This is a genomic window from Streptomyces brasiliensis, assembly GCF_014647875.1.
Taxonomy (GTDB): Bacteria; Actinomycetota; Actinomycetes; order Streptomycetales; family Streptomycetaceae; genus Streptomyces; species Streptomyces brasiliensis.
This window is the reverse complement of sequence record NZ_BMQA01000072.1, coordinates 1-21,610: the sequence shown is the minus strand read 5'-3', so window position 1 is coordinate 21,610 and position 21,610 is coordinate 1. Positions and strand designations below refer to the sequence as shown.

The following is a 21,610-nucleotide window of genomic DNA, read 5'->3' as shown; positions in this document are numbered from 1 at the left end:
CATGCGGCCTTTGATCCTCGTCGTCGGCCGCCGTGCCGCCTCCGTCTCCGGGTTGCGGTTCAGCGCCACCGTCGCGGCCGAGGCGGTCTGCGAGGCGGTCTTCGCAACCGGCGGCGAACCCGTCGTGCTGCACGGCGCCGACCGTGGCCAACTGCTCGACCTGCCGCGGCGGATGTCCGGCTTCGCGGGCGTGCTGCTGCCGGGCGGCTCCGACCTCGATCCGGTCCACTACGGCCAGGACCGGCATCCGGAGACCTCACCCGACCATGACGAGCAGGACGCACTCGACCTGGCCGCCGCCCGGGCGGTGCTGGAGCTGGGCATTCCGACGCTGGCGATCTGCCGCGGCCTGCAGGTGGTCAACACCGTCTGCGGCGGCACCCTGGTCCAGCACCTGCCTCCGGGCCCTGTGGAGCACCTGGACGCGCTGCACGAGGTGACGGCCGAGGGCGGCTCCCGGCTGGAGGCCGTGGTGGGCTCGCAGGCCTTCACCGTCTCCTCGTACCACCATCAGGCGGTGGACCGGGTCGGCCGAGGGCTGCGGGTGACGGCACGGTCCGCCGACGGCTGCGTGGAGGCGCTGGAGCACAGTTCTGCGGACCTGCTCGCCGTTCAGTGGCACCCGGAGGACCTGGCGACCTCCTCCCGGCAGGACGCCGCCCTCTTCGCCGACCTGATCGACCGTGCCCGAATCCGAAAGGAGGTCGCCGCATGAGCGCGACCCTGGACACCGCCGCGGCCCTGGCCCGGCGCGACGAACTGGAGAAGCGGTTCGCCGGCCTGTCCTTGGCGACCCGGCTGTACATCGGCGGACAGCAGGTGGACGCCCTCGACGGCGCGACGTTCGAGCGGATCTCGCCGCGCGACGGCCAGGCGATCGCACAGGTCGCGGCGGGCGGCGCCGAGGACGTCGACCGCGCCGTGACCGATGCCCGCCGTGCCTTCGAGAGCGGCGTCTGGTCGGACCTGCACCCGAGGCAGCGACGGGCGGTGCTGCAGCGGCTGGCACGACTGGTCGAGGAGCATGCCGAGGAGCTGGCGCTGCTGGAAAGCGTCGACATGGGCAAACCCTTCACCGACGCACTGGCGGTGGACCTGCGAGTGACGGTACAGGCCCTCGACTTCTACGCCGAGGCAGTCGACAAGCAGTACGACGAGGTGGCGCCGGCCGGGCGGGACGTGCTTGCCACCATCACCCGGGAGCCGCTCGGCGTCGTCGGCGCGGTGGTCCCGTGGAACTTCCCGCTGATGATGGCGGTGTGGAAGATCGCGCCCGCCCTCGCGGTGGGCAATGCGGTGGTCCTCAAACCGGCCGAGCAGTCCCCGCTCACCGCACTGCGCTTCGCCGAGCTGGCCACCGAGGCGGGGGTGCCGGACGGGATCCTCAACGTGGTGACCGGCTTCGGGCCGACGGCCGGTGCCGCGCTTGGTCTCCACCCGGGGGTGGACGCGATCACCTTCACCGGTTCCGGCGAGGTCGGGCGGCTGTTCATGCAGTACGCGGCCAAGTCCAACCTCAAGCAGGTGTCCCTGGAGCTGGGCGGGAAGTCGCCGCAGATCGTGCTCCCCGACGCACCCGACCTGGCGGTGGTCGCCAAGGCGGTCGCCGGGGGCATCTTCTTCAACCAGGGCGAGGTGTGCTCCGCGGGGTCGCGCCTGCTGGTGCACCGCTCCGTCAAGGACGAACTGCTCGACCTGGTGGTGGCGGAGGCGAGCCGGACCGTCGTGGGCGACCCGCTCGACCCGCGGACCGGGATCGGGGCGCTGGTGGAGGAGAAGCACCTGGAACGGGTCCTCGGCCATGTCCAGGGCGCGGTGGAGGACGGCGCGCAAGCGGTGCTCGGCGGCAACCGGGTGCTGACGGAGACCGGCGGCTGCTATGTGGAGCCGACCGTCTTCGACCGGGTCGATCCCGGGATGCGCCTCGCCCAGCAGGAGGTGTTCGGCCCGGTTCTCGCAGTCGTCGAGTTCGAGGACCCCGAGGAAGCCGTGCGCATCGCCAATGGCACCGACTACGGCCTTGCCGCCGCGGTGTGGACGCGGGACCTCTCCACCGCGCACCGCATGTCCCGGGCGGTCAGGGCCGGCACGGTCTGGGTCAACTGCTTCGACGACAGCGACATCACGGTGCCGTTCGGCGGTTACGCCCAGTCCGGCTTCGGCCGCGACAAGTCGCTGCACGCGTTGGAGAAGTACACCCAGCTCAAGACCACCTGGATCAAGCTGTGAGCGACAGCCCGGTGGTGCACCGGCACGAGGTGGAACCGGACGGCGCGCCCCCCGCCGACGGCCCACGGATCGCGGTCCTGGTCTCGCTCAACTTCCCGGATCTGACCGAGCCGGTCGCCGAGCTCGTGCGGCGCTTCACGCGCACGGCGCTGACCACCCTGCACGCTCTGGGCGCCCGTTACGAACTGGTCGACACCTCCGCCGACCGGCTCGGCGACCCGGCGGCGACCGCCGGTTACGAAGGGGTGCTGCTGCTCGGCGGCGGCGATGTCGACGGGGAGTTGTACGGGGCCGACGGGCCGGTGCCCAACTCCTACGGCGTGGACCGCCGGGCGGACGATCACTGCATCGCCGCCGTCCGGGCGGTGGCAGCCGCGAAGCGGCCGGTGCTGGGCATCTGCCGCGGCTCACAGCTCGTCAACATCGCCTTCGGCGGCACTCTGGTCCCCGACCTGGAGGACTACCGGCTGCACCGGGGCGGTCCGGGCCAACCGTTGTTCCTCGACGAGAAAGTGACGGTGACGGAGGGCTCGCGGCTGGCCACCCTCACCGGTGCCGGCCGGTTGACCGTGCGGTCGGGCCACCATCAGGCGGTGTCCGCAGTCGGCGATGGGCTGGTTGCGGTGGCGCACGCCGAGGACGGGGTGATCGAGGCGGTCGAGCATCAAGAGCGGTGGGTGGTGGGTGTGCAGTGGCACCCCGAGGACCCCGACGGTTCCGACCACCACCGGATGCGCCTCTTCAGCGGGTTCCTGGCCGCCTGCGACCGATGACCTCGCACAGCCGGAGCCCGGGCGGACGGCTTGGGCTCCGGCTGCGACGATCGTGGTCCGGCGCCGGGGCGACCACGTGGCAACAGCCGCCCCTGCCCACAGCTGCTCCTGGCCGACGACGCGTGGGCCCGCACCGACAACTGTGCCGGGTGGCGCAGCGGTCCTGGCCGATCGGCTCCGCGCAGCAACGACAGATACTGGCCCGACGGGGACGCCTCGGGAAGTCGGTCCGGCTGAAGCCCTCTCCGGTTCACTCTCCACCGGGGCGCCGCCCGGCGCGGGCGAACGCACGACCCACGAAGATCCGTAGGGCCGGCTGCGCGCCCTCGGCCCCGCCGCCGTGCGTTCGCCGCAGCTTTCGGCTGCCATGTCGTGGAATTACTACGACTGCGTCGCCCTGCCGCTCGGCAACGCCCGCCCTCCCGCTCTGCCGCCGCAACCTGCGGGCGTCAGGCCGGCCCGGAGCCGGTCAGTCCGCCTGATCCGCATCCTTCTGGGCGTCCGCCAGCACCTCCGCCAGTTCGTCCGCGAGGTCCGGGGTCGCCGCGACGACGCCCGACCAGCGGCGGGTCAGGTCGGTGTCGAGGACGATGCCCCGGCCGTGCACGTCGCGGACGGCTCCGCCCGCCCGTGTCACCATGACCTGCGCGGCCGCGAGGTCGACGAGACGGTGGGTGTCGGAGCAGGCGTCGGCGAAGGCGTCGGTGGCGCCCTCGGCGACAAGTGCCGCCTCCAGACAGGTCGTGGAGAGAATGCGCACGCGGGCGGCACGCGATGCCGCCGCCCACCAGGCCGCGGCGGGGCCGGGCTTGGCGGTGTGCGGGCGAAGCATCGACAGCGCGGCGCCGTCCAGCGTGGTGCGGCCGGAAGTCCGGTACGGCGTCGGCGTATCACGGTGGGCCCACCACACCCGCCCGGTGTCCAGCCACACCGTGAGCGACTCGGTGAACTCGCCGTCCACCGCGACGGCTCCGGCGAAGGCGGTCAGCGGGACACCCGCGGCACCGTTGGCCGAGCCGTCGAGCGGGTCGATGACCAGGGAGTAGGCGCTGGCCTTGTCGATCCAGCCGCTCTCCTCGGACAGGATGTTGACGGGGTGCTTGGTGAGCGCGTCGATGACGGCGTCCTCGACGATCCGGTCGATGCGCATGGTCGGCGTGCCGTCCGCGCCCATCGCGACGGTCTCGGCGAGGGCCCGCCGGTCATGGGCGGCGCGTGCGGCCCGGTAGGCCTCGGCAGCTCCCTTGGCGGCGGCGACGAGCGCCGGGTTGGCGTTCTCCGGAAGGCTGCCGAGGCCGCCGGTCGTGCCGCCCATGGCTGTGGTGTCGGTCATGACTGGTCTCACCGTCCCGTGGTGCTGAGCAGGACGGCCACGGAGACCGGGGCCTCACCGCTGTCGAGGGACTCCTCCGCGAGGAGGGTCATGCGTACGGTGTTCTGCCCCGCGTGCGCGGTGACCACGGTCAGGTCGGCGCGCAGGCCGGGGATGATGGCGCCGCGGTCCTCGAGCCCGGCGGTGCGGGCGGCCCCAGCGGTGATCAGGGACACGGCGCTGTGCAGCGGTACGACACCACGCTCGGCGAGCCGTACGGCGGCGGCGAGCAGCGTCGTCGGCATGTAGTCGCTGGACAGGTTGTCGACGAGTCCGGCGGCGATGAGTTCCTCGGCGCTGACGTTGCCGCTGTGCGAGCCGCCGCGCAGGACGTTGGGGGCTCCGGCGACGACGGGCATGCCGACCTCCTTCGCGGCGCGCGCGGCCTCGACGGTGGTCGGGAACTCGGCGACGGCGGCGCCGGCCTCGCGGACCTGCGCGAGTTCGGTGGCGGACTCGACGTCGTGGGCGAGGAGGCGGATGCGCCCGGACTTGGCCTGCTCACTGAGGTAGGCGAGGGCGACGGCGCGCTGCGGGATGCCGTCGGCGCGGGCGGCGATGCGTCGCTGGACGAACTCCTCGGCCTCGGCCTCGCTGATCCTCTCCTGCTGCTGGATCATGCGCCGGAAGGAGTCGAGGTCGCGGTACTGGCCCTGGCCCGGGGTGTGGTCCTCGTAGGAGACCAGGGGCGGTACGCCGGTGTCCGGCAGGGAGTCCAGGACGCCTTTGAGGGTGTCGAGGGCCTCGGCCTCGCGGGCGTCGAGGCGGTGCAGCAGCCGGTGGTCGACAAGGCTGACTCCGGCGGCCGCGCGTTCCCGTACCGCGGCCGCGAGGGCGAGGGAGCGGTCGATGCTGCGGTCCTTGAGAACATGGGTCTGGTAGCTGACCGCGTGGTGCATGGTGGTGACACCGGCGGCGCGGACCCTGCCCTCGAAGCTGGCAACCGCGAACTCGGGCGGGAACTCGACGGTGGGGCGCGGGCGTTGCTCCTTCTCCAGAGCGTCGCTGTGGGTGTCGACGATGCCGGGCAGCAGGAGTGCGCCGCGCAGGTCGCGGGCCTCGGCGGGGATGCGTCCCGGCACGGCCTGCGTGACCTCGGCGATCCGGCCGTCCTCGACGACGACAACGGCGTCGTCGAGAACGTGGGTGGGCAGTACCGCCCGCGCGTGGGCGAAGATGTAGCGGCTCATCGGGCCACCTCCAGTGGCAGGGACGGGTCGCGCAGGATGTCCTCCGGCGCGCCGGTGGCGAGGACCTTGCCGCCGCCGAGGACGACGACACGGGTGGCGAGGCGCTCGATGGCGTCGAGGTCGTGGAAGACGGAGAGGACGGCGGTGCCGGTCTCCTCGAGGCGGGCGATGAGGTCGAGGACGGCGGCACGGTTGGCCGGGTCCAGGGCGGAGACGGGCTCGTCGAGCAGGAGCAGCCGGGGCGGGGAGATGGTGCCCGCGGCGATGTTGACGCGCTGCTTCTGGCCGCCGGACAGGACGGTGGCGTGCATGTCCCACAGCTGTTCGTCGATGCCGACCTGGCGCAGTGCCGCCGCGGCCGCGTCGTGGGCGGCCTCGCGGTCCATGCCGCGGGCGACACCTGCCGTGGCGACGATGGACAGGACGGAGCGGCGCGGCTGGGAGCGCAGGAACTGTGAGACGTAGCCGATCTCGTGGCCGCGCAACTGGGCGACCTCTGCGTCGGGCAGAGCCGCGATGTCGACGCTCTCGCCGGTCTCGGTGCGGAACCAGATGTGGCCGCTTCCGGTGAGGTAGGTGCGGTAGACGCAGCGCAGCAGGGTCGACTTGCCGGCCCCGGAGGTGCCGGCCAGGGCGACGTGCTCGCCGGGGCCGACGTCCAGGTCGACGCCGTGCAGAGCGCCGACGGTGCGTCCGTCGATGGTGTGGAGGGTGAAGTCCTTGCGCAGCCCGCGCACCGACAGGACGGCGCCGGGTGCGGGCCCGGTGTCCGCGTCGGCGATGGGCTGGGTGGTGGTTGTCATGGTGATGTCCGTCCTCATCCTCGGGCCGCCGCGACGAGCTGCTGGCTGTAGGGGTGCTGGGGGTCTTCGAGAAGCTGGTCGGTGAGTCCGGACTCGACGACGCGGCCGTGCTGCATCACCAGGACGCGGCGGGTGAGCATCTCGATGACGCCGAAGTCGTGGCTGACGACGACAGCGGCGACGCCGGTCTCCTCGAGGAGCCCGCGCAGCAGGTCCAGGACGCCGGCGGCGACGGAGGCATCGAGGCCGGTGGTGGGCTCGTCGAGGAGCAGCACGGGCGGGTCGTTGGCCAGGGCCTTGGCGATCTGCACGCGCTGGCGCATGCCGCCGGAGAAGGAGCGCACCGGGTCGTCCATGCGGTCGAGCGGTACCTCGACGCGGGAGAGGAGCTGCGCGGCGCGTTCCCGGATGCGGCCGTAGTTGCGCCAGCCGATGGCGGTGAGCGGGTCGGCGATGTTGCCGCCGGCGGAGACGTCGAGGTTGAGTCCGGCCGCTGGGTCCTGGTAGACGGCGGAGATCTGGTCCAGGCGGAGCCTGCGCCGGGCGGAGGGGTCGAGGTCGCGGATGTTGGTGGTGCCGGCGTCGACGCCGCGCAGCGCGATGGTGCCCGCGGTGGCGATCTCGTCACCGGCGACGCAGCGCATGACGGTGGACTTGCCGGAGCCCGACTCGCCGATGATGCCGAGGGCTTCGCCCGGGGCGACGTCGAAGTCGACGTCCCAGGCGGCGACGACCGCGCCGGTCGCGGGCGAGACAGCGGTGCCGTGCTCGGGTCCGGTGCCGGCCAGGGAGGCGGCCGAGGGATCGCCGTAGATACGGCCGAGGCCTTCGACCTTCAGGGCCCAGGTGGGCGGGGCCAGGGGAACGGGGGTGCTCATATGGTGCTTTCCTCGCGGGTGTGGGCCAAGGCCGCCTCGAGGGCGGTGACTTCGGGGGCGTCGCCTGCGCGGCGGCGCCGGCAGAAGTCGGTGTCGGAGCAGACCCAGGTGCTGAACGTGCCGTCGGGGCCCGGCTCCTGGACGATGTATGTGTCGTCCGAGCCGCACAGCCGGCAGGCAGCGCCGGGGGTGCGCTCGACCTCGAACGGCCTGTCCTCGAAGGTGAGGGGTTCGACCAGGGTGTGCGGGGGGACGGCGAAGATGCGCTTCTCGCGTCCGGCGGACAGGACGGTGACGCCCTCGGAGTGGTTCAGCTTGGGCACGTCCCAGCGCGGGATGGGGCTGGGCGTCATGACGTAGCGGCCCTCGACCAGGACGGGGTAGCCGGCCGCATTGGTGATGAGGCCGTTGTGGACGATGTCCTCGTAGAGCCGGACCCACATCTTGGAGTAGTCGGCCTCGGCGTGCATGCGGCGCTGCTCGTCCATGTTCTTGACGATCCCGGCGAGCGGCTCGGCGCCCGGCACCTGAAGGACGAGCACCTGTCCGTCTTGCAGGGGCTGTTCGGGGATGCGGTGGCGGGACTGGATGACGTCGGCCTCGCGGGTGTCGGTCTCCTCCTCGCAGCCGACATGGCCGACGACGAGGCGGCGCAGGTTGGACGCGTTGACTCCCGCGTCCTCGCCCTGGTCGATGACCTTGAGGCGGGTGTCCTGCCCGACGAGCGACAGGGTGACCTGCAGGCCGCCGGAGCCCCAGCCGCGGGCCACGGGCATCTCCCGGGATCCGAAGGGAACTTGGTAGCCGGGGATGGCGATGCCGCTGAGCACGGCCCGGCGGATCTCCCGCTTGGACAGCTCGTCGAAGATGCCGGGGCGGGGTGCGGGTCCGGCGAGACGGTCGGTGCGGCGGACGGCGGTGTCCGTCGACGGCATCTCGGTGGTGGGGTAGGTGGTCATGCGGTGTCTCCGGGGTGAGGGCCGGTGCGGTGGGGGCCGGCCTGGTGCGCGGCGGCCGCGGTGGCGCGTTCGAGGACCGAGCGGTACTCGGCGTGGTGCGGCAGCTTCTGGTGCTCCGTGTAGCCGGTGATGTCCAGGCCGTCGAGGGTCAGCAGCACGTCGTGCTGGAGTCCGGCGGCGCGTTCGGTGCCCTCGTAGTGGCCGAGCAGGATGTCGGCTCCGGCCATCGAGATGGCCTTGCGCTCGTTGTGGCCGAAGCACATTCCGTAGCCGACGTCGAGGTGGCGGGGCAGTTCGCTCGCCCGGGTCAGGCTGTGGAAGCTCACGACCTCGCTGACCCGGACGTCGCCGACGGTGACGGGGCGGCCGGTGTGCGGGTGCTCGACCCGTATGGGCAGGAAGCCGTGCCTCAACTCTCCGGGAACCTCGTGGGCCTCCTGGCCGCCGGGCTTCCACTCGGAGCCGTACCACAGGTACAGCAGGGCTCCGGTGTCGGCGCGGGCCATGGTCTGCAGCAGTGCCGAGCGGGGGACGCCGGGGCGTGCCGGGTGCCGGGTGATGTCGTACGGCTCGGGATCGTCGTGGTCGCCGGGTGGGGCGACGATGTCCATCTCGCGAAAGACGGACAGGACATGGCCGGGAGCGCGCTCGACCTCGTCCTCGTGGCCGTGCTGCGGGTGTTCGTGGCCAGGGTGTTCGTGGCCGTGGTGATCGTGGTGTTCGTGTGCCGACTCGCTTGCCAGCACGGCCCGTTGCCGGCCCTCCTCCTCGGGCAGCAGGTCGAGCAGGCGGCCCACGTAGTCGAGGGTGCGGCCGAGGACTTGGCCGCCGGGCGGGTTGCGGAACGCGGAGCTGATCCGGCGCACCACCCTCAACTCGCCGGCCCGGACGGGAAGGCTGCGGCCCAGCCGGGGAAGTGAGGTGCGGTGGGTACGCAGCAGCTGTGTCGCCCGGGTCACGTCACCACGTGCCTGGCCGAAGGCGCGGGCCGCCAACTGCGGTGCCCACAGGCCCGATTCGGCCATCACCCGGTCGATGCCGAGGCCCAGCCGCTCGGTGAGCTGGTCGGGGCGCGGTGCGGCGGGGACGGAGGGTGCTGACGCCGAAGTGACCGATGCCGCAGGGGCGTTCATGGTGCTCATCGTGCTTCCCCCGCAGCCGCGCGGACGGCCTGGACCCGCTCGATCGTCGAGCGGAAGTCGACGTAGTGCGGGAGTTTGAGGTGTTCGAGGAAGCCGGATGCCTCCGGTCCGTCGAGGGCGATGAGCACTTTCTGCTCCAGGTGTTCGGTGTGCGGGTCCCGGTGCACGAGGAGGTCGAGTCCGGCCATGGCGACTGCCTTGGGCTCGTTCTCGCCGAAGCACAGTCCGTAGCCGAGGTCGAAGCGGCTGCCGCCGGGGCGGGGCCGGTCGGTGGAACGGACGGTGCGGGCCTCGGTGACGGGGCACCGGGCGACCGTGACGGGCCGGCCGGTGTGCGGGTGGGTGACCTTCAGCGGCAGCCGTCCGCGCCGGAGTTCGAGCGGGATCTCCGCTCCGCCGCGCAGCGGGTTGTGGGCGTTGACGTACCACAGGTGGGTGAGCGAACCGGTCTCCGCGCGGGCCAGCGCGGACAGGCGGGCCGAGCGCGGGGTGCCCGGACGGGCCGGGGCCCGGGTGATGTCGTAGGGCTCGGGGTCGTCGCCCCTGTGCCGGCCGGCCAGCAGGCCCTGCTCGTACAGTCCGGCGGCGAGGTCGCGGGCGCCTGACCGGCTCACGGCGTCCGATGCGGCGGAGTCCGACGGCGACGGATGCGACGCGGGCGCCGTGTCCCCCATGTCGCCGGTGTCCTCCGTCTCCAGGATTCTGGGCGTGTAGTCGTCTGTCCGGCCCAGGAGTTGACCACCCGGTGGGTTGCGGTGGGCGGGGCTCACGCGTCGTACGACGGTCAGCTCGGCGCTCTCCACGGGCAGGCTGTAGCCCAGACGGGGCAGGGTGGAGCGGTGGGCGCGGAGCAACTGGGCCGCTTCCAGCAGGTCGCCCTGTGCCTGGCGGATGGCGCGGGCCGCCAGGTCTGGTGCCCACAGGCCGCCTTCGCCGGAGACCCGGTCGACGGCGAGGTTCAGGTGCCTGGTGATCTGGTCCAGTTCGAGCCAGGGGCTGCTGCCGCCGAACCGGGCCTCCCTGACGAGGCGTTCGGCCGCGGCGATGGCCTCCTGGCCGCCGCGGACTCCCGAGTAGCCCATGTCAGGAGCCTCCGTCCGCGACGACGCGCACGCGGGTCGTGCGCGGCAGTCCGGCGACGGAGCCGTCCCGGGCGGCCAGGAAGGTGTCGACGCCGAGCGGGAAGGAGCTGTTGGCCTCGACGAGCGCGGTGACCGTGTCGCGGCTCAGCCCGCGTACGGTCAGCCGGTTCTCCTTGCGGACGCCCGGCCCGGTGAGGGCGAGGACGAGGGCGTCGTCCGCGGGGTGTTCGCCCTCGGCCAGCGACTCGACCTGGGCGAAGATGCGTGCCCCGAGCTCCGGGTTCAGGGCGTCGCCGCGCGGCAGGGAGCGTAGGTCCTCGTCGGCCAGCGGCCGCAGGGCGACGACCGCGCGCGCCTTGGCCGCCGTGGCGCGCGGGGCGCCCGTAGCGGCGTGGACGGCCTCGACCCAGGGGTCGCCGTCCTCGGCGAGTACCAGCGTCGGCACCTCGACGTCACCGAGCCCGCAGGCGGCGACGGCCGCGGTGGGCGCGAACTCGGGTGCGTCCAGGCGGCGTACGCGGCCGGGCCGGGAGAGCACGTCGAGCAGGACGGTGAAGTCCCGCTGGGATTCCTGGGGTTCGCGGTGCAGGGCGCGGATCCTGGTGCCCTGGTTGGCGACGGCGGTCATGTCAGTTCCTCGAACTTCACGGTGGTGGCGGTGACTTCGGCCCACTCGGCGGCGTCGGCACGCGCGAGGCGCTCGGCGACGGCGGCGCACAGGGCGTCGATCTCGGCGGTGGCGGGCAGTTCGGCGGCGGCCGCGGCGTCGAGCAGTGCGCCGGCGAGGGCCGCGACGCGGTCGTCACCGGAGCGCATGCACCAGCCGGGGGTGCCGTCGAGGTCGACGGAGCATTCGGTGACCAGGACCTCGCCGAGGTAGAAGCGGATCTCCTCGACGGGTTCGCGGACCTGGAGCATCACCATGCCGGTCTCCGGTGCCTTGACCACGGTGGGCTCGGGCACCGCCCCGTCGGCGAGCAGCCGCTCGGCCAGCGGGACTATCTCCTCGTGGGTTGCGGCGGCCAGCAGCTCGCTGCGCCGTTCACGAGTCAGCGTGTCAGGCACGCCATTCTCCTTCCGTTCGTTGGTTCCAGGGGCCGTCGAGCTCGACGATGATCCGCGTCGAGTCGGGACGGCTCCAGGTGTCGCTGCACATGACCGCGAGAGCGCTGTCCGCGTCCCGGCTCAGGCTCTCCACCAGCCACACCGGCCGGTGGCGCTCGGCCTCCAGGCCGGCGGCGACCTCGGGTCCCGGCAGCGTGTAGCTGACCCGGCACCAGGCGCGGACCGGGGTGACCCGGCACATCTGGCGCAGGATCGAGTCGAGCGACTCCACGGCGTGGACCGCCGCGTCGAGTTCGGGCAGCAGGTCGACCGGGATGTGCTCCTGTGACCAGCCGCTGATCAGTCCGTTGATGTAGGACTGACGGACCAGCAGGTGTGCCTCGCTGCCCTCGGGCCGCTCCAGGCGTGCCGCCCGCCGCTCGTCGAGCCTCACCCGGCGTATCTCGCGGACCACGGTGCGGGCGGTGCCGCCGGCATCCTCCACCGTCTTGTGCAGGGAGGGGGCCTTGCGCTGAGACAGGACGTAGTCGATGGGGCGGTTGACGAAGGTGCCCGCGCCGCGGACCCGGCGGACCATGAGACGACCCTCGAGTTCCTGCAGAGCCGCTCTCGCCGCGGCCCTGCTGACACCGAAGCGCGCCGCGATCTCGTGTTCGCTGGAGATACGGGCGCCGGAGGGGCGGTCCGAGATCTCCTCGGCGAGGACATCGGCTATCTCTGCGTACCGGCTTGTCTTGGTCACGTCTTTGATCATTCGGTATGCCCTTGTCCGTACAAGTTCCCGAAAGGAAACACGGGCCCGCGCCTGCGTGAACAGTGGAGACAGTTGTCGCCCATCCATGTCCGGTCCGGGCCCGTCCGCTTCCCGAACGCAACGGCGAAGGCCCGCCGGGCGAACACGCTCGGCGGGCCTTCGTGAAAGGGGGCGTCGACTCGGTCTACGCGAATACCTTGCGCAGCCACATGGCAACGCCCTCGACCAGCAGGACGACGGCCAGGATCAGCAGGACCACCGTCGTGACGACGTCGAACTGGAGCACCCGCGCCGCGTTGAGCAGGTCGTAGCCGATGCCCCCGGCTCCGACGATGCCCAGCAGGGTCGCGGAGCGGATGTTGACGTCCAGTTGGTAGAGCAGATGGGCCAGGACGGCCGGCCAGGCTCGGGGCAGGATCGCCGCGAAGAAGACCTGCCGGCGGGTGGCTCCGGCGGCGAGCACCGCACGGGCGGGCCCGGAGTCGATCTCCTCGAGCGAGTCGGCGACCAGCTTGCCGAGCAGGCCCACCGAGCCGATGCCCAGCGCCAGCGACCCGGCCACCGCGCCCAGCCCTGTGACCACCACGAAGACGATCGCGAGGATCAGCTCGGGTATCCCGCGTACGAGCAGGATGACGGTCCGGAAGGTCCGGGCCACGGCGGGCGAACGCACCACGTTGCGGGCGGCGAGGGTCCCCAGCGGCAGGGCGAGGACCAGGCCGATGAGGGTGCCCGCGAAGGCGATCTGCAGGGTGACCCACAGGTCGGCGAACAGCGTCGCCCAGATGCCCCCGCCGCTGGGCGGCAGGAAGTCGCCGATGGTCGGGAACAGGGAGTCCAGGCCCCTGCCCAGCGCCGCGGGCGAGACATCGGACCGCACCGCGGACGCCACGAGGAGCGCGAGGCCGAGCACCAGCAGGACGCAGCGCCGCACCCGCCGGGCATCCCAACGATGGCTGATCCTACGGGAGTTGGCCCTAGGTTCTGATGGTACCGCGGCCACGGAGACGGACGTCGGCTCCGCCGGGGTCGTCGCGGCGGCAGGCAGAGCCCGGGTGCTCCGGCCGCCGAACCGGCGCCTGCCCCGGGGTTCCTCCTGGTGCAGCAGGTTGCGCCGGATGGCACCGGACACCGACTCCGCCGCGAAGCACAGCAGCAGGACGACGAGGGCGAGCGCCATGGCCCGCTGGTAGTCGATCCGGCCGATGGCGGTGGACAGGGCGTAGCCGAGCCCGCCGACGCCGACGAAGCCGAGCACGACCGACACCCTCAGGTTGATGTCGAGCCGGTGCAGGGCCGTGGCCACCAGCGAGGGCAGCACCTGGGGCAGCACGGCGCCGGTGATCTGCTGCAGGCGGCCGGCCCCGGCGGCGCGCAGGGCGTTCCTGGGTCCCTCGTCGATCTCCTCGACGGCGTCCGCGTACAGCTTGCCGACCATGCCGACGGAGTGCAGGCCCAGGGCGATGACGCCGGTCATGCCGCCGAGCCCGAAGATCCGGAAGGCGGCGATGGCGAAGACGACGTCGGGGACGGCGCGGGCGAGGACGACCACGGTGCGGGACGCCATACGGACCGGCGCCGAGGGAGTGGTGTTACGGGCGGCCAGCAGGGCGAGCGGCACGCTCAGCACCACGGACAGCGCCGTCGCGCACAGGACGATGGCCAGGGTCTGCCATACGAGGCCGAGGAGTTCGCCCAGGGGCGGGAAGTCCAGCGGCACCATGCGGGAGGCGAAGTCGGCGGCGTTCCCGGCGCTGTCCACCAACGTGGGGACGTTGATCTTCAGCGAGGCGAACGCCCAGACGCCCGCGGCCACACAGGCGAGGAGCACCAGGCCGGCACCGATCCCGGCCGCGGCGGGCCGGGCCAGGGTGCGCCGGGTCCCGGTGGCGGCCGGGTCGAGTACGGCGGTCATCGGCGTCCGGCCTCCTCCAGGGACACGCCCGTCGGGGCCTCGTCACCGTCGGAGGCTTTGGCTCCCGCGGCATCGGCGTCCACGGCATCGGAGGCCGGGAGAACGACCTCCTCCTCGAGGTCCGTGTACAGCCGCATGATGTCGTCCCGCCCGAGGCCGTGCGTCGGCACGTCCAGGACGACGCGTCCCGCGCGCAGCCCGACGATCCGGTCGGCCCAGGACAGCGCCAGATCCACCTGGTGCAGGCTGCACAGCACGGTCAGTCCGCGCTGCTGCCCGATGTCCTTCAGCAGCCGCATGACCTGCCCGGAGGACTCCGGGTCCAGGGAGGCGACGGGCTCGTCGGCGAGCAACAGCCCGGGTTCCTGCATCAGGGCGCGGGCGACGGCGACGCGCTGCTGCTGCCCGCCGGAGAGGGTGTCGGCGCGCTGGAACGCCCAGTCGGCGAGCCCGACCCGCTCCAGCCCCTCGAGGGCGCGCTCCCGGACGGCCTTCGGATACGTGAAGAGGCCGAGCCGGGGGCCGCGCAGCGAGCCGAGCGCCCCCTGGCACACGTTCTCCAGGACCGTCAGCCGTCCCACGAGGTGGAACTGCTGGAACACGAAGCCGATGCGGCGCCGCAGCCTGCGCAGTTCGGCGGGCCCGGCGGCGGCGAGATCCGTGCCGAGCACGGTGCCGCCGCCGGAGGTGGCCGTCTGCAGGCCGTCGATGTGCTGCAGCAGCGTCGACTTGCCGGAGCCGGAGAGGCCCAGGAGGGCGACGATCTCACCACGGCGCACCTCGAACGACACGTCGTCGAGGGCCAGGATGGAGGTGTCGCCCTCGCCGAAGCGCTTGGTCAGCCCCTCGAGCCGTACGACGGTCTCGCCGGCCTCCGTCACGAGCCCGACTCGCACTGCTTGTCACGCGTGGCGGCGCAGACGTCACGGACGCTCTTGTAGTCCGAGTCCTGGACCTTGACGTAGCCCCAGTTGCCCTCGATCAGGCAGTCCTCGTCCTTCTTGCACAAGCCCTTGGAGCGCAGGTAGTCGGCGTTGGCCTCGTTGAGGAAGACGTCGTCGATCTGCTGCTTCAGCTTCGGGGTGAGGTCGCTGCTGATGGCGATCGGGGAGCCGGGGATCTCCGCGGACTTCCAGACGCTCTTGAGCTGGCCCTTCTTGATCTTGCCCTGCTCGATCAGCTGGCGGTTGACCATGTCGTCGGTGGCGAAGCCGGCGTCGCACTGGCCGGACGCGACGGCCAGCACGGAGGCGTCGTGACCGCCGGCCATGACCTTGGTGTAGTCGCCGTCCTCCAGCCCCGCCTTCTTGAGTGCGGCGCGCGGGTAGAGGTAGCCGGAGGTCGAGTTCTCGTCGACGAAGCAGATCTTCTTGCCCTTGTAGTCGGCCAGGCTGTTGATCTTCGACTTGGCCGTGGTGAAGCCGTTCGACTGGTAGCCGGGGCTGCCGCCCTTCTCGGGGACGGGCGCACCGACGAGCTCGACACCGGCACCGCTGTCCTTGGCGACGATGTAGGAGAGCGGCCCGTAACCGGCGATGTCGGCCTTGTGGGCGCGCTGGGCCTCGATGACGGCGGCGTAGCTGGTCGCCTTCTGCATGACGACCTTCTTGCCGGTCTTCTGCTCGAGGAGCTTGATGACACCGGCGTAGGTCTGCGCCAGGGTGGTGGAGTCCTCGGAGGGGATGGCGGCGAACACCAGCTGGTCGGGGTCGCGGCCGTCCTCGGTGGTGCTGCCCGAGCCCTCGGCTGCGCTGGTGCCGCAACCGGTCACGGCGAAGGGGAGCAGCGTGCACGTGGCGGCTGCGAAAGCGATACGGACCTTGCGGTGCATGGGAATGCCCTTCGGAGACTGTCTTACGACTGGTGGGCGGCGCTCGCCGTTCACCCTCGTCACTCTCCGCAGATCGCATGTTTCGATGGGCGCCAAAGGGTTACGGCCTGCTGAACTTTGCGGAATGCGACGCACCGCTTGACCGGACAAGCTGCGATGTCATGAATTACCCGACATATCCCATGTAGTTGTTTTATGGTCTGTCGGGCGCGCACTCCCGAGTGACTCCCGGACCACGGGTGAGTGACTCCCGGACCACGGGTGTCCCCATTTCGCATCACGTCATCGCATCACCGGAGGGGACACGGCATGAGCCACGTCGCCGACCCCGACCGCTACAACAGCACCACGCGCCACCGGCGCACCGGCCGCTTGGGACTCGGCCTTCCCGTGCTGTCCCTGGGCTACTGTCACAACTTCCGGGACGACATGCCTTTCGAGACCCGGTGCGAGATCGCCCTGCGCGCCTTCGGCCTCGGCATCACCCGCCACAACCTGGCCAACAACTACGGCCCGCCGTACGGCTCCGCCGAGATCCACTTCGGGCGTCTGACGACGCAGGACCTGGCGCTGCGCCGCGACGAGAGGTGAGGCGAGCGCTGCTCGACCCGCCGACATGGCCGGGAGGCCCCAGACGCTGCCGTACCGGCCGTACGTGCAGGCCGTCGGCGGTGCCCTGATCGGCCGGGCAGATCGTGGGCCCCACCATGGTCGGCGGACCCGTCAGCGAACTGATCGGCGAGGCCCAGGTCATCTACGGGACCAGCCTCACCGCCGAGGACCTGGCCCCGCTCGTCCACGCCCACCTGACACGGAACGAGGCCCTCGGTGAGGCGTTGCCGGCCATGATGGGCAAGCCGCTGCATGCCCACGGCTGAACCGGGCGATACCTGGCATTTGCCTTTAGCGGGTGGAAATCTGCCTTCAGTAGGTGAAAACTGGAGCCCAGACCAAACTGGCCAGAGGAAGTGGATCAAGTGGCGGTCAGGCTGGACGACGTCGCTACTCTCTCCAAAGCCCGCGACCGGCTCTTGGCGGACATGCCGGTGGGGTCGCTCGTGCGCGACCCCATCCTGGCCTCCTGGCGACGGTGCCGGTCCCTGGGCCTCGAGCCGGACCACCACGAGAACCTCCCCTACCAGCAGGACCCGGACGACGTCTATAGTCTCGCCGACGCCGCACGCCCCGTACTCGAGACCCTGGGGAACCGCCTCTCGGATCTCGGGGTGACCGTGCTCCTCAGCGACGAACGCGCCCGGCTGCTCCAGCGCCAGGTGGGCGAGGCCCCGCTCCACCGGTATCTCGACTCCGTCCAGGTCGCCCCGGGGTTCGCATTCCCTGAGGAGATCATCGGCAATAACGGCGTCGGCTCCGTCCTGGCCACGCGGCGACCCGCCTTCGTATGCGGCAGCGAGCACTTCACCGACCAGTTGGACGGGCTCGCCTGTGCGGGCGCGCCCGTACGCGATCCCCTGAGCGGGCAGGTCATCGGGGTGCTAGACCTGACCTGCCTGCGCGTTCGCTCCGATTCTTCCATGTTGACCGTGGCCCTCGAAGCGGCCCGCGGCATCGAACAGCGGCTACTCCAACGCGCCACGTCCCGCGAGCGCGCCCTGCTCGAGGCGTTCCACGAGGCCCGCCGCCCGACGACGGCCAACGGAGGTGCCCAGGCGGGAATCCCGGCGACCGAGCTGCTCGACCGCCACGATCAGCGGATTCTGGAGGAGAGCGCGACTGTGCTGATTTCCTCGGGGCGGGCCGGTCTCGCCGAGGTACAGCTCCCGCGCGGGCGCACGGCCATCCTCCTCTGCCGACCGGTCACCAGCTCCTGCGGCGTCACAGGCTTCGCCGTCGAGGCCGCCCTTCCCACCGGTGTCCTGCGTCGCCTCACCCCGGCGGCGCCCGAGGCCGCATCGCCGGTCGCCGTGCCCTGCCACAGGCCCGCTGTCGTGACCACACCTCAGATGGCGGCCCCTGCCCCGGCCGGCCCTCCAGCCCAGCCCTCCGCGTGTACCGGCCCATGGCTGCTGGCCGTGGGGGAGCCCGGGATCGGCAGGATCGCCGTACGGGCCCGGGAGCGTCTGGGGCTGCTCTACGACGCCGGTGCCTGTGTGGGCACCACTCTGGATGTGACCCGGACCGCCGAGGAGCTGACCGAGGTGGCCGTCCCCCGGTTCGCCGACTTCGCCGCCGTCGACCTGCCGGAAGCAGTCCTGCTCGGCGAGGAACCGATCTGCGTGGACGGGCCGCTGCGCCGGGCGGCGATCGCCGGTGTCCACGAGGGCTCCTACCTCCGTGAGGCGGGCGATCTGATCACCTACGCCGCGTCCAGCCGGCAGGCCAGGTGTCTCATGAGCGGGGAGCCGGTCCTGGAGCCGGAGCTGGCCAAGGCCGCGGGCTGGGACGCCCAGGATCCGGTCCGCGGCGAGAAGATCCTGGAAGCCGGGGTCCACTCACTCATCACTGTGCCCATGCGCGCCCGCGGCACCGTGCTAGGTGTGGTCAGCTTCTACCGCTCCCGGCTCCAGGAGCCCTTCGAGGAGGACGACCTGTCGCTGGCCGAGGAACTGGTCGCACGTGCGGCGCTGTGCATCGACAACGCCCGCCGCTTCACCCGCGAGCGCGCCGTGGCCCTGGCCCTGCAGCGCAGCCTGCTGCCGCGTGGCCTCCCCACACAGCACGCCGTGGAGGCGGCCCATCGCTACCTGCCCGCACGATCCGGGGTCGGCGGGGACTGGTTCGACGTCATCCCGCTGTCCGGGGCGCGGGTGGCGCTGGTCGTCGGCGACGTCGTCGGCCACGGCCTGCACGCCGCCGCCACCATGGGCCGGCTGCGCACCGCAGTCCACAACTTCTCCTCCCTCGATCTCGCCGTCGACGAGGTCCTCACCCAGCTGGACGACCTGGTCGGGCAGCTTCACCTCGACCAGGAGGAGGCGGAGACGGGCAGCCGGGAGGAGCCGGGCAGCCAGGAGTTCATCGGTGCGAGCTGCCTGTACGCCGTCTACGACCCGGCCACCCGGGGCTGCACCATGGCCCGCGCCGGCCACCCCCCGCCGGCCCTGGTCCTGCCCGACGGCACCGTGGAGTACCTGGAGTTGCCCGCGGGACCCCCGCTCGGCCTGGGCGGCCAGCCCTTCGAGACCGCCGAGGTCGAGGTGCCCGAAGGCAGCCTGCTGGTCCTCTACACGGACGGACTGATCGAGCACGTCGGAAACCGGGATGTCGAGCTCGGGCTCGATCAGCTGCGCAAGGGGCTCGCCCACCGAGGCCGGACCCCGGAGCAGGCCTGCCGGGTACTGGACGCACTGCTGCCGGACCGCCCCGCCGACGACGACATCGCCGTGCTCGTGGCCCGCACCAGGGCGCTGGATGCCGCCCAGGTCGCCACCTGGGACGTGCCCGCCGAACCCGCCGTCGTCTCCCGGATCCGCGCAGAGGTGATCGCACAACTGACGCAGTGGGGCCTGGAAGAGCTGGCGTTCACCACCGAGCTGACCGTCAGCGAGCTGGTTACCAACGCGATCCGCTACGGCGGAGAGCCCATCACGTTGCGTCTCCTGCGCGACCGCACACTGATCTGCGAGGTATCCGACGGCAGCAGTACCTCCCCGCACCTGCGCCGGGCCCGCACCACCGACGAGGGCGGTCGCGGGCTGTACATGGTCGCCCAGCTGGTCCAACGCTGGGGCACCCGGTACGGCGCCCACGGCAAGGTCATCTGGACCGAGCAGTCCCTCGTACCCCTGTGAATACGTGGTGGCAAACGGAACCCCTGCTCGATGATCAGGGGCTTCTCGTGCGGTGCGGGCGCAGGAGGAACTGGAGTCGTGGTTGGAGGTCCTGTGTCAAGCCCGGGAGGAGGTCGCTGCCGCCCGATCCAGTGCAGGGAACGTGCTGGTCAGAGTGGACGGCAGGCGGTTGATCCCTCTCGTCCACGAGGGAGAGGAAGTCAAGGTGTGCCGGCACTCCGCGCGGCACAGCGGCGGACCGCTCGGCCCCCCGGCGCCCGCCCGGCCCACCTGGGCGCGGCAGCCGGGTCAGCCGCCCGCCGGCACCTCGCGGGTTGGCGTACGGCCGCGACGGCGGAGGTCGGCGCCGCGCGGCACGCCGGCTCACCGAGGAGCGGGTGAGCCGGCCGCCGCCGAAGCGGCACGGTCCGGCGTGTCGCCCAAGGTCAGACGGGGGTAATCGGGGTGATCGGCGCAATCATCGGATACGACGCATATCGCCGCTCCCCTGTCATCACCGGGGCGACGCGAAGGAGCCCATGAGCATGACCGACGTATCGAGCGAGGGTTCCGCTCCCGACGAGCGGAAGATCCTCACCAACCGGCAGGGCCATCAGGTCTACGACAACCAGAACCAGCGTACGGTCGGGGCCCGGGGTCCCGCGACGCTCGAGAACTACCAGTTCCTGGAGAAGATCAGCCACTTCGACCGGGAGCGGATCCCCGAGCGCGTGGTCCACGCCCGAGGTGTGACGGCCTACGGCTACTTCGAGGCGTACGGGAAATGGGGCGACGAGCCCATCAGCAAGTACACCCGCGCCAAGCTGTTCCAGGACCACGGCAAACTCACAGACGTCGCCGTCCGATTCTCGACCGTCATCGGCGGCCGGGACTCCTCCGAGGCCGCCCGCGACCCCCGTGGCTTCGCGATCAAGTTCTACACCGAGGACGGCAACTGGGACCTGGTCGGCAACAACCTGGCCGTCTTCTTCATCCGGGACGCGATCAAGTTCCCGGACGTCATCCACTCGCTGAAGCCGAACCCGATCACCTTCGAACAGCAGCCGGCGCGCATCTTCGACTTCATGTCGCAGACGCCCGAGAGCATGCACATGCTCGTCAACCTGTTCAGTCCGCGTGGCATCCCGGCCGACCACCGTCACCAGCAGGGGTTCGGTGTCAACACTTACAAGTGGGTGGACGCCCACGGCGACACCAAGCTGGTCAAGTACCACTGGATGCCCAGGCTCGGGGTGCGCAGCATGACCGAGGAGGACGCCGCCAACGTCCAGGCGCACAGCCTCGGTCACGCCACCAAGGACCTGTACGAGGCGATCAGCCGCGGTGACTACCCGGAGTGGGAACTGCTCGTCCAACTGATGGACGACCACGACCACCCGGAGCTGGACTGGGACCCCCTGGACGACACCAAGACCTGGCCGGAGAACGACTTCCCGGCCAAGCCCGTCGGACGCATGGTCCTCAACCGGATGCCGGAGAACTACTTCGCGGAGAACGAACAGATCTCCTTCGGCACCGGTGTCCTCGTCGACGGCCTGGACTTCTCCGACGACAAGATGCTGGTCGGCCGCACCTTCGCCTACAGCGACACCCAGCGGTACCGCGTGGGTCCCAACTACCTGCAGCTCCCGGTCAACTTGCCGAAGCCCGCCACGGTGCGCACTAACCAGCGCGACGGCCAGATGACTTACCACATCGACGGCGGCGGCGAGAACCCCACCGTCAACTACGAGCCGTCCATCATGAACGGCCTGGTCGAGGGCCACTACCCGACCCACGAGGAGCAGGGCCCGGAGCTCCGCGGCCGGCTCACCCGCAAGCGCATCCCGCGTGCCAACGACTACAAGCAGGCGGGCGAGCGGTAC

The 21,610-nt window shown here is 71.4% G+C and carries 19 protein-coding genes and 1 pseudogene; 7 read left to right on the top strand and 13 right to left on the bottom strand.

The genetic code is table 11. The annotated features are described in order from the left end of the window. The first annotated feature begins 1 nt into the window (after position 1). The 3 genes from IEZ19_RS42795 to IEZ19_RS42785 are packed head-to-tail and all read left to right on the top strand — an operon-like array spanning position 2 to position 3,002. Entirely contained in the window at positions 2–715 is a 714-nt protein-coding gene (locus tag IEZ19_RS42795) for a gamma-glutamyl-gamma-aminobutyrate hydrolase family protein (protein WP_189316811.1), read from the top strand. After that, positions 712–2,229: an aldehyde dehydrogenase gene (locus tag IEZ19_RS42790; protein ID WP_189316810.1), complete on the top strand. Its 1,518-nt coding sequence runs from the start codon at positions 712–714 to the stop codon at positions 2,227–2,229. Before IEZ19_RS42795 ends, IEZ19_RS42790 begins: the two co-directional genes overlap by 4 nt. Beyond that, complete coding sequence (locus IEZ19_RS42785; RefSeq protein WP_189316809.1) at positions 2,226–3,002, top strand: gamma-glutamyl-gamma-aminobutyrate hydrolase family protein; 777 nt, start codon at positions 2,226–2,228, stop codon at positions 3,000–3,002. The genes IEZ19_RS42790 and IEZ19_RS42785 overlap by 4 nt, the downstream gene beginning before the upstream one ends. Positions 3,003–3,471: 469 nt before the next feature. Here IEZ19_RS42785 and IEZ19_RS42780 read toward each other — a convergent pair whose 3' ends face one another. From IEZ19_RS42780 to IEZ19_RS42725, 13 genes are all read right to left on the bottom strand, one after another. Further along, the gene (locus IEZ19_RS42780; protein ID WP_229841495.1) at positions 3,472–4,335 is read right to left on the bottom strand and encodes an inositol monophosphatase family protein; all 864 of its coding nucleotides are present in this window, start codon (positions 4,333–4,335) and stop codon (positions 3,472–3,474) included. Between the two features lie 8 nt (positions 4,336–4,343). Then, complete coding sequence (locus IEZ19_RS42775) at positions 4,344–5,564, bottom strand: alpha-D-ribose 1-methylphosphonate 5-triphosphate diphosphatase (RefSeq protein WP_189316808.1); 1,221 nt, start codon at positions 5,562–5,564, stop codon at positions 4,344–4,346. Further along, positions 5,561–6,367: an ATP-binding cassette domain-containing protein gene (locus tag IEZ19_RS42770; protein WP_189316807.1), complete on the bottom strand. Its 807-nt coding sequence runs from the start codon at positions 6,365–6,367 to the stop codon at positions 5,561–5,563. Before IEZ19_RS42770 ends, IEZ19_RS42775 begins: the two co-directional genes overlap by 4 nt. A gap of 14 nt (positions 6,368–6,381) precedes the next feature. Continuing rightward, on the bottom strand, positions 6,382–7,245 hold the full coding sequence (locus IEZ19_RS51770; protein WP_268248750.1) for an ATP-binding cassette domain-containing protein: 864 nt from the start codon (positions 7,243–7,245) through the stop codon (positions 6,382–6,384). Next, positions 7,242–8,204 carry an alpha-D-ribose 1-methylphosphonate 5-phosphate C-P-lyase PhnJ gene (locus IEZ19_RS51765; RefSeq protein WP_229841494.1) on the bottom strand — a complete coding sequence of 321 codons (963 nt, stop codon included), beginning with the start codon at positions 8,202–8,204 and terminating at the stop codon, positions 7,242–7,244. Before IEZ19_RS51765 ends, IEZ19_RS51770 begins: the two co-directional genes overlap by 4 nt. Continuing rightward, positions 8,201–9,346 (bottom strand): carbon-phosphorus lyase complex subunit PhnI, encoded by a 1,146-nt coding sequence (locus tag IEZ19_RS42760; RefSeq protein ID WP_189316806.1) that lies wholly within the window; start codon positions 9,344–9,346, stop codon positions 8,201–8,203. The genes IEZ19_RS51765 and IEZ19_RS42760 overlap by 4 nt, the downstream gene beginning before the upstream one ends. After that, positions 9,343–10,428 (bottom strand): carbon-phosphorus lyase complex subunit PhnI, encoded by a 1,086-nt coding sequence (locus tag IEZ19_RS42755; protein ID WP_189316805.1) that lies wholly within the window; start codon positions 10,426–10,428, stop codon positions 9,343–9,345. Before IEZ19_RS42755 ends, IEZ19_RS42760 begins: the two co-directional genes overlap by 4 nt. Position 10,429: 1 nt before the next feature. Then, positions 10,430–11,056: a phosphonate C-P lyase system protein PhnH gene (gene phnH / locus IEZ19_RS42750; RefSeq protein WP_189316804.1), complete on the bottom strand. Its 627-nt coding sequence runs from the start codon at positions 11,054–11,056 to the stop codon at positions 10,430–10,432. After that, positions 11,053–11,493 carry a phosphonate C-P lyase system protein PhnG gene (phnG, locus tag IEZ19_RS42745; RefSeq protein WP_189316803.1) on the bottom strand — a complete coding sequence of 147 codons (441 nt, stop codon included), beginning with the start codon at positions 11,491–11,493 and terminating at the stop codon, positions 11,053–11,055. The genes phnH and phnG overlap by 4 nt, the downstream gene beginning before the upstream one ends. Further along, entirely contained in the window at positions 11,486–12,235 is a 750-nt protein-coding gene (locus tag IEZ19_RS42740) for a GntR family transcriptional regulator (RefSeq protein ID WP_229841493.1), read from the bottom strand. The genes phnG and IEZ19_RS42740 overlap by 8 nt, the downstream gene beginning before the upstream one ends. A gap of 196 nt (positions 12,236–12,431) precedes the next feature. Next, positions 12,432–14,162: a phosphonate ABC transporter, permease protein PhnE gene (gene phnE, locus IEZ19_RS42735; protein WP_189316801.1), complete on the bottom strand. Its 1,731-nt coding sequence runs from the start codon at positions 14,160–14,162 to the stop codon at positions 12,432–12,434. Then, complete coding sequence (gene phnC, locus IEZ19_RS42730; protein ID WP_229841491.1) at positions 14,159–15,043, bottom strand: phosphonate ABC transporter ATP-binding protein; 885 nt, start codon at positions 15,041–15,043, stop codon at positions 14,159–14,161. Before phnC ends, phnE begins: the two co-directional genes overlap by 4 nt. Then, a complete protein-coding gene (locus tag IEZ19_RS42725; protein ID WP_189316800.1) occupies positions 15,040–15,993 on the bottom strand; it encodes a phosphate/phosphite/phosphonate ABC transporter substrate-binding protein in 954 nt (317 codons plus the stop codon). Before IEZ19_RS42725 ends, phnC begins: the two co-directional genes overlap by 4 nt. Before the next feature lie 309 nt (positions 15,994–16,302). On the opposite strand from IEZ19_RS42725, the pseudogene IEZ19_RS42720 reads away from it, so the two are divergent. From IEZ19_RS42720 to IEZ19_RS42705, 4 genes and pseudogenes are all read left to right on the top strand, one after another. Next, positions 16,303–16,578, top strand: a pseudogene (locus IEZ19_RS42720) (aldo/keto reductase); the annotation flags it as partial. A gap of 110 nt (positions 16,579–16,688) precedes the next feature. After that, the gene (locus IEZ19_RS42715) at positions 16,689–16,871 is read left to right on the top strand and encodes an oxidoreductase dimerization domain-containing protein (RefSeq protein ID WP_268248748.1); all 183 of its coding nucleotides are present in this window, start codon (positions 16,689–16,691) and stop codon (positions 16,869–16,871) included. Between the two features lie 99 nt (positions 16,872–16,970). Then, on the top strand, positions 16,971–19,745 hold the full coding sequence (locus IEZ19_RS42710; RefSeq protein ID WP_229841490.1) for a SpoIIE family protein phosphatase: 2,775 nt from the start codon (positions 16,971–16,973) through the stop codon (positions 19,743–19,745). 524 nt (positions 19,746–20,269) lie between these two features. Beyond that, a partial coding sequence (locus IEZ19_RS42705) for a catalase (protein WP_189316798.1) occupies positions 20,270–21,610 on the top strand: 1,341 nt, incomplete at its 3' end.

What these genes read in the sequence shown, in the direction of transcription:
- IEZ19_RS42780 (WP_229841495.1), bottom strand. Translation starts at nt 4,335, where the DNA reads ATGACCGACACCACAGCCATGGGCGGCACGACCGGCGGCCTCGGCAGC.
- IEZ19_RS51765 (WP_229841494.1), bottom strand. Translation starts at nt 8,204, where the DNA reads ATGACCACCTACCCCACCACCGAGATGCCGTCGACGGACACCGCCGTC.
- phnH (WP_189316804.1), bottom strand. Translation starts at nt 11,056, where the DNA reads ATGACCGCCGTCGCCAACCAGGGCACCAGGATCCGCGCCCTGCACCGC.
- phnE (WP_189316801.1), bottom strand. Translation starts at nt 14,162, where the DNA reads ATGACCGCCGTACTCGACCCGGCCGCCACCGGGACCCGGCGCACCCTG.
- IEZ19_RS42755 (WP_189316805.1), bottom strand. Translation starts at nt 10,428, where the DNA reads ATGGGCTACTCGGGAGTCCGCGGCGGCCAGGAGGCCATCGCCGCGGCC.
- IEZ19_RS42795 (WP_189316811.1), top strand. Translation starts at nt 2, where the DNA reads ATGCGGCCTTTGATCCTCGTCGTCGGCCGCCGTGCCGCCTCCGTCTCC.
- IEZ19_RS42790 (WP_189316810.1), top strand. Translation starts at nt 712, where the DNA reads ATGAGCGCGACCCTGGACACCGCCGCGGCCCTGGCCCGGCGCGACGAA.
- IEZ19_RS42725 (WP_189316800.1), bottom strand. Translation starts at nt 15,993, where the DNA reads ATGCACCGCAAGGTCCGTATCGCTTTCGCAGCCGCCACGTGCACGCTG.
- IEZ19_RS42775 (WP_189316808.1), bottom strand. Translation starts at nt 5,564, where the DNA reads ATGAGCCGCTACATCTTCGCCCACGCGCGGGCGGTACTGCCCACCCAC.
- IEZ19_RS42770 (WP_189316807.1), bottom strand. Translation starts at nt 6,367, where the DNA reads ATGACAACCACCACCCAGCCCATCGCCGACGCGGACACCGGGCCCGCA.
- IEZ19_RS51770 (WP_268248750.1), bottom strand. Translation starts at nt 7,245, where the DNA reads ATGAGCACCCCCGTTCCCCTGGCCCCGCCCACCTGGGCCCTGAAGGTC.
- IEZ19_RS42760 (WP_189316806.1), bottom strand. Translation starts at nt 9,346, where the DNA reads ATGAGCACCATGAACGCCCCTGCGGCATCGGTCACTTCGGCGTCAGCA.